We start from the raw sequence: 7,329 nt of genomic DNA, 5'->3' as shown, positions 1-7,329 counted from the left end.
TAAAAAAAGCATTAAAAATCAAAGCACCAAAACAACTCATCAGACCAATACATCACCCCCCCCAAGAGTGAAACATCTTGTAACATCTAGAATTCAGTCGAAATATTTAGCTTACTAAACTAATTTCGACTTTAGATTCCGGGTAGCTACTTAGTTAGCTAATTTGGCCTTCGCGAATACAAAAAAAGGGCAACCAATCACAGATCAGTTGCCCTTTATGACGCGTCATTTCAACCTATTTGAAGCATACCTCAGCCCAACGAGCTAAGCCCGCAGTTACTGAACCAAAATAGTTGCCACTCACAATAGGCACATTCGGTACCGCTTGTTGAACCGCTTCTCGAAGGATAGGTGAACGTGCAGAACCACCCGTCATATAGATAACATCTGGTTTCTTTTCGCCTTGTTGAATGGCCTCTTTAACCAACTCAATCATCTTCGACTTTGGCGTTTCGATAGCATCGACCATCTGTTCAACTGAGATATCGACTTCTATCAACTCGGAGGCAACATTTATCGCAGCGTGATACTGAGAAGATTCTGCTAATGCAATCTTGGCTTCTTCGGCTCTACGTACGATGCCGTAACCTAAGGTATCGTGATATACCTTAAGTAAACGGTCTAGCTTCTGTGGTTCAGCAGCTTCTTTACGAAGTAACTTCAGTGCTGCAAGGTTTTCTCGAGAGTAAAAATTCTTTTGAGCTTCTACATTATTGATGGCTATTGGATTCCAAAATTGGGTCAATGGCATATCAATGCCAGAAATAGCTTTACTGCTCATACCAAAAGGTGACATCAGTTGTTTGAAAGCCAGGTAAATATCTAAGTCATTACCCCCTACCCTTTGACCACTGTGCGCTAATAAGCTCTGAGTACGATCCGCTTTCCCAGACCAACTCGGGCCCATTTCTAATAGAGAACAGTCGGTCGTACCACCACCAATATCAACAACCAGTACTGTTTGGTTTTCAGTCAGAGTGCTTTCATAGTCTAAGCCAGCAGCTACGGGTTCAAATTGAAATGCAATATCTAGGAAGCCTGCACGCTTCGCGGCGCGAGACAAGATAGCTTCAGCTTGTCTGTTTGCCTCTTCACCACCGCGACCGTGGAAGTTAATTGGTCGACCAATAACCGCTTGTTTGATTTGTTCTTGAGTAGTGAGCTCAGCTTGCTGCTTGATGTTCGCCATCATGGCGCATACTAGATCTTCAAAGAAGCTAACCTGAACGTCATGTAGCCCACTTGCGCCTAAGAAAGACTTAGGAGACTTAACATAATAAACATCACGCGGATCTTCTAAGTAGAGATCCAACGCTGCCTGGCCAAATGCCATGTCTTCTGGCACAAGGTCGATACTCTCTTCTCGGTTGTAGGCAATTGCACGTCGTAGCACTTGCTCACCAACAGCATCGCTCGGCTTGATGTTCAGGTGGCGAAATAGATGTTCAGATACACTCTCACGAGTAGGAGCAAATACAGTTGAGGGAATATAGTGGTTGCTACCTTCTAAAGGTAGCAAGCTTGGTTCTCCATTGACCATTGCAGCCACAGAACAGTTTGCTGTTCCATAATCAAATCCAATAAACATAATATCCCCCACTCAACAAAAGGGGCGAGATGCTACATGAAAAGCCTTTCAATTACGAGGTCATTTACTATTTTTCAGAGTCAATTTTTAGTGAGTTTTCTCTTAAAACAGATACAAGTGTGTTACATTTCAGCCCAAACAAATCAAGGGTCAGATAGATGAAAACACCTTGCCGAGCGGCTTGTAAAAATAATGGTGGCATGTGTAGCGGCTGCTTCAGAACCATGGACGAAATTATAGGTTGGAAAGGCTTGTCTGAGAGTGAAAGAGAGTCTGTGATGAATAACCTTAGCGGTGTTAGCTCTACCCACCAATGCCCGCAATGTAACGAGCCTGCTCAGTGCGATATTAGCGTAGGTAAAGAGACGTGCTGGTGCTTTGAGCTAGAGAAAAGAGACACGAGCTCTATACCCAAAGTTGGAGTATGTATGTGTCGTAAATGCTTGTCTGAATTGCCAATTCAGTAGCCTGTCGGTATTGAAAGATCTAAGAAATAAGCGAGATAAGCTCATCTCGCTTCATGGTCTTAATGTTTAAGTAAGTATTTACTTCACCATTGAACCCTATTTACTTGGACTTTAAGACCAACGCCGGCTGGGAGAATTCAACCCCACTCCAGCCATGAACCATAAAGTTTCGGATGTTCTGGTGATCAGTGTTCTCTGGAAAACCTAGTACATCATTACGGTAGTATTGGCCAAAGCACGCTAGTGTTTGCTCTGCTGAAAGCCCTTGATCTTGGCCGAACGCAAAAATTTTGCATGAACCGTTGTTCTTCCCTGCCTCATTCACCACATCTCCATTGCGAAATTCGCACTCAGAAAAATCATAATGAGCTTCAATTACCTGCATTGTATCTTCAAATTGAACACTTTCAGGTGATTCAGACAGGTTGTTTAACAAGGTTTCTAGTTCCATTTACTCTTTCTCCTTTGATTAGATTATGGGTAGCAGTGTAACGCGTTTTTTGCTCAGAGTAAGCCGCTGTTTGAGTGACAAACCATTTCCACTTTTTTCATTCAGATATCTTCATTTCCTTAGTGAAAGTAATGATATAGTTCTATTGGGACGTTATATTATTTTCAACATATGGTTAACATTTTCATTGAAGAACATGCATAAAGATAAAAACGTAGAACTGTTTAGATACCTGAAACCCGGTACAAAAGCAGCAGGTGTATTAGAGTTTGGCCCCGACGACTCAATTCAGATCAGTACTCTATATATTGGGCACAAAGAAGAGCAGTACCTTATCTTAGAGCTGTCACAAAAAGCGACCGAGGCACTGACGTTAAGAAAACTCATCAACGTCGATATCATCGTTCGAGCGATTACAGACACAGAACTTGGGCACATCGTCGCATTCAAAACCAATGTACTTGCTCATATCACCTCCCCTGCGCATCTTCTATTTCTTCGTCCGCCAACGAGCTTTGCAACAAAACCAATCCGCGAACACGAAAGATACAAAGTGCGCCTCAACTGCGAAGTTACCTTTGACACCTTGACGCTAAACGCTGTGTTAGTCGATTTCTCTGTTTCCGGCTGTGGTATCTACATTACACAACTATCCGATATTGATGTGGGATGGAAGGTAAAGGTGGATTCAATATTGAGTGAGCACTTAGATAGTGAATTGGTTTACAAAGGCGTGAGTAAGAAAAGACAAGGCCAAGGTTGGGTGCTAGGAATTCAATTCCCTGAACACCTAGACATGAGTGATGAGCTTAAAACATTACTGTTAGAACAAGCTTTCGTTGCTGGCTTTGTATAGTTGTTCTCGGATGTTCAGGATGCAGCTCTCGAAACCGCTCGGTGTGGCACAGCCTTGCATTCAAAGAGTTAAAGAAAAACTAGAGTCTGTTTTGATCCCAGTATGATTTTTTGAAATGGACAAAAGCTTGATGCAATGACTCTTCTTTAATCGGTTTAACAATCACATAGTTGGCACCTGCAGCCATAAAACTATCCCTTGTCGATTCTTGAGCATCTGCAGTACACGCATAAATCGGGGCTAATACACCGATTTCCTCTCGCAACTGTTGTGTCGTTTCAACGCCGCCAAGGTTAGGAAGTTGATTATCCATTAGAATGAGGTCATAAGTGGTTGCTTTTGCGAGCTCTATGGCCTCCAGACCATCTTTCGCCCAGGTCACCACCATGCCATATTTTTTACAAAAAGCCTGTGCGATGAAAGCATTGGTGTGGTTATCTTCCACCAGCAACACCTTCAAAGAGCGATCGAATAGCGCCTCAGGTTCAATACCTGTTTGCTGCTTAACATCAATTAGCGTCTTAGAGTTCAGTTCAACTGGGATTTCGATAATGAATTCCGAGCCTTGATCTTTAGCACTGCGAACCTGAATATCGCCTTCCAGCATGTCGACCAAGTTTTTAACAATGGTTAACCCTAACCCAGTCCCGCCGTACTCACGTGTTGTCGTTTCTTCGGCTTGGACAAAGGGTTCAAAAACGGCATCAATTTTACTCCCATCAATACCAATGCCGGTGTCTTTAACGCGAACGATCAAGCTGGCTTTATTCGCATTGAAGATACTTTCAAGTTCAAAGCTAACAGAGATACCACCTTGATGCGTAAATTTTAGGGCGTTACTCAACAAATTAAACATAATTTGGTTCAAACGCACTTGGTCGGTATTGATTTCAATGTCGTCAGCCAGATGATTCACGATCGTGAATGTGATCGATTTATCCTCACAAAGTGGACGGTAGATGCTGTCTAGAGTGTTAATCAACTCCGCCAAGCGGAAGTCTTTCTTTTGAATATTGAATTGCCCTTGCTCGATCTTTGAAAAATCCAAAATGTCGTTCAATACCGCTAGCAAGTGTTCTGCACTGTTACAGAGTACATCGACCTGCTCTTTATTATCTTCATTGTGCATAGAGCGTTTAAGAAGCTGAGATACACCCAAGATGCCATTGAGTGGTGTACGAATTTCGTGGCTCATCTTCGCCAAGAAATCAGCACGAACGTTCGCAAGATGCTCGGCCTCTTCTCTGGCACGATCGGCTTGTCTCTCCGCTTCAACCAACTTGGTTATGTCTTGTCCTTGTACTACGACGCCTGTGATGCCATGTTCAACCCGAATCGCCGACATATTCCAACGAAACACCTTTTCGCCAATAGGTACGTTAATGCCCGTCAACTTGGCCCCTTGAACCACCATTTGTATGTTTGGCAGCATACGATGTTCGAACTCATGTGCAACGGCACCATAATTATCATCTTCATCAAACAGCGTCATACGCGCTGCTGGATTCATTTGAATCAAGTCGCCTTTTTCAGACCAAACCAAAATAGGAGAATGAGCAAAGTTAAACAGGTCTTGGAATTTTTGATTTTGTTCAGATAGACGTTCAAAGGTATCCTCAAGAGTACAGCCTATGTGATGAAACTCGAAAATATTAGAGCCATCAAATTTGTTGTACTCTTCGCTATCACTAGCTGAGCGAGTGAAGTCCATGAGCTTATCAAGTTCAGCAGAAACTCTTCTCTGAATCCAAGAACGGGCAAAGAAAGACATGAAAACGATCACAACAATGACAACGATGATCGCACGCTCATAGTTCTCTTCTAAGGCGATGACGTTACTGTTCTTTTGAACGGCACGAATGATAAGAGGCGTTTCTACCGCGTTGATTTTAATCGTGGTGATAGTGACAAAATGACGAGGTAATTGCTCGTAGATTCTGTAATTGAGGATGTCTGTTATCGAGTAACTTTCATCACCACTGAAGGTTGAAGTGACAGGCGTACCGTGCGCTTCAATCACGATATTTTCGCAGTTACTGCCCTGCTGGATAGACTCTGCGAGAGAAAAATTATTATCAAGGACAATGGCTATATACAGCTGTCCGAGTACTTCGCCCGTTTTACTGTCAACAATCGGAGTACGACGAGCTAACAAGTGACGCTTACCTATGTCCGTCATCAATTGAATAAAGTGCCAATTGCTACTGAACGAAACCTCTTCAGAAATATGCTTCAGGCTTTTGTCATCCAAGCCATAAAACTGACCGTTACCGTCCTCCCACGCTAAACCGTCATGAGTAGAGACAAAGCGAAGATCTGGCGCATGATCCGGTTCACGCTGGTCGACACCAAAGAAAAAGTAGCTAAGTACCTCTTCGTCATTGGTCTTAAAATACTCACGTAGCGTATCACTGTGCGAGCTACTATCTTGGTGAATTTGCAACACAGACAAACGGTAATCAAACATATTCTGGATCAAGCTAGAGGTTTGCTTAACCGTTCTATTGGTCTCTTGTTTTACAATACTACTACTGGTCTCGTAGTTATGAATAAGCACGCCAAGCGCCATCACCCCGATCACTAAAATAATGATACGTGTAATTAATTTGGCTAGGGTGTTCCTTGGAGTATTGGCGTAGCTTTTCTTCATTATTGACCTGAGTATCTAAATGCTCGCTGTTTCAGTTCAGAAATGCGTTCTGGGGAGTCTTCTTTAGTCACGATTTCAAAATCACCAGAGTAAACAGTAGGAACGGCTTCCCCGGCAAGGTCCCACTTAATAGCCTCTGCCATTGCGATACCCGTATCATCGTTCATACGCATCACAGTGACATCAAGTTCACCTCTTTCAATCGCTTCAAGTTCAGCAGAGCCACCGCCCCAGCCATTAACTAAGATATCTCGACCCGATTCTCGAATCGCATCCACCGCACCTAAAGCGACATCGGTTGCACATGCATAAATAAAGTCTAGGTCTTTATCGTTCTCTATGCTGATTTTAGCCGCTCGGTAACCACTCTCTTTGTCCGATCTTGTGTAAAAAGAGGATTTTAAATCAAAGTTCGTATCACTGTTTACATCGTGAATGAAGGTATCACCACGGGCATCACTAATATAACCTTCTGAGCGGTACAGAACCGAGTATTTGCTGTTGGGTTTGCTGACTTCTTTGAAGTAATTCGCTAATTTTAAACTGCCCGTTGCATGGTCAAAACCAACATACATGAAGGGTTGTCTATCAGCCCATGCTCGGACTGGCGTAGTGATGTTCTGCAGAATAAGTTTGGTATCAGTAGAGCTCAATACGTGCTCAATAAATTTACGATGGCGCGTCGTGTCCAGCGTAAAGATCAAATAATCGGTTTTATTTTCTATCGCTTCTTGTAACGAGATACTTTGCTGCGCGAGATCCGCGTTCACTCTCGTAAACACTTGGTTAATTTGATAATTAATTCTCAGTTTATCAAGTCGCTTTTCAAAAGCTTGGATGTTACGAACCCAATAATCAGAGATTTGTTGGCCCGGATACACGACAGAAATCGTTATCGGTTCATCCTGGACTCGTTTCAGTGGAACGGGGTGGTTTTGCACAGCCTGGACCATTTTATCGGTTAAGGCTTTTTGTTCAGGAAAGTTAGAAAGGTAATCTTGGTACTCCCAATATCCGTTAAGGACATGGGTTCCGTGGGAGAGAGCGGACGCAGAAAATACGGCTAGTCCAAACAACATCAATAAACGTTTCATATTTTTCTCGTTTTATATGAGCTACTTTGGCTCATTTTTTAACCTAGCATGACACCATCTCTTTGAATGGCTGAAAGATATTATGTAGGACAACGAGGATAAATGATAGCGGCTAGAGCTAATTAGAACGACATTCTAAATGAGTGATATATCAAATGAGAGCGGTAACAGAAAAACTTTAGTGTCACGTGGCTAAACACGCAATCCTAACTTTATATTTTTC

Annotated in this window: 6 protein-coding genes; 2 read left to right on the top strand and 4 right to left on the bottom strand. The window is 42.8% G+C overall.

Going from position 1 to position 7,329, the window contains the following annotated elements; translation table 11 throughout:
- Window positions 1–235 precede the first annotated feature (235 nt).
- Window positions 236–1,588 carry a molecular chaperone gene (gene yegD, locus BCT81_RS25545; protein ID WP_102426279.1) on the bottom strand — a complete coding sequence of 451 codons (1,353 nt, stop codon included), beginning with the start codon at window positions 1,586–1,588 and terminating at the stop codon, window positions 236–238.
- A 158-nt stretch (window positions 1,589–1,746) separates the two neighbouring features.
- On the opposite strand from yegD, the gene BCT81_RS25540 reads away from it, so the two are divergent.
- Window positions 1,747–2,055, top strand: coding sequence for a DUF1289 domain-containing protein (locus BCT81_RS25540; protein ID WP_102426278.1), 309 nt, complete (start codon window positions 1,747–1,749; stop codon window positions 2,053–2,055).
- Between the two features lie 100 nt (window positions 2,056–2,155).
- Here the strand turns inward: BCT81_RS25540 and BCT81_RS25535 are convergent, their stop codons facing one another.
- Window positions 2,156–2,506 carry a HopJ type III effector protein gene (locus BCT81_RS25535; RefSeq protein WP_102426277.1) on the bottom strand — a complete coding sequence of 117 codons (351 nt, stop codon included), beginning with the start codon at window positions 2,504–2,506 and terminating at the stop codon, window positions 2,156–2,158.
- Between the two features lie 196 nt (window positions 2,507–2,702).
- Here BCT81_RS25535 and BCT81_RS25530 point away from each other — a divergent pair, with 196 nt between their 5' ends.
- A complete protein-coding gene (locus BCT81_RS25530) occupies window positions 2,703–3,362 on the top strand; it encodes a PilZ domain-containing protein (protein WP_102426276.1) in 660 nt (219 codons plus the stop codon).
- 79 nt (window positions 3,363–3,441) lie between these two features.
- Here BCT81_RS25530 and luxQ read toward each other — a convergent pair whose 3' ends face one another.
- Complete coding sequence (luxQ, locus tag BCT81_RS25525) at window positions 3,442–6,012, bottom strand: quorum-sensing autoinducer 2 sensor kinase/phosphatase LuxQ (RefSeq protein ID WP_102426275.1); 2,571 nt, start codon at window positions 6,010–6,012, stop codon at window positions 3,442–3,444.
- The gene (locus BCT81_RS25520) at window positions 6,012–7,106 is read right to left on the bottom strand and encodes an autoinducer 2-binding periplasmic protein LuxP (protein WP_102426274.1); all 1,095 of its coding nucleotides are present in this window, start codon (window positions 7,104–7,106) and stop codon (window positions 6,012–6,014) included. The genes luxQ and BCT81_RS25520 overlap by 1 nt, the downstream gene beginning before the upstream one ends.
- Window positions 7,107–7,329 lie beyond the last annotated feature (223 nt).

It is taken from the genome of Vibrio sp. 10N.261.52.A1, assembly GCF_002876325.1.
Taxonomy (GTDB): domain Bacteria; phylum Pseudomonadota; class Gammaproteobacteria; order Enterobacterales; family Vibrionaceae; genus Vibrio; species Vibrio chagasii.
Note: the sequence above shows the minus strand (reverse complement) of the source record. Positions and strands in the feature narration are given on the sequence as shown.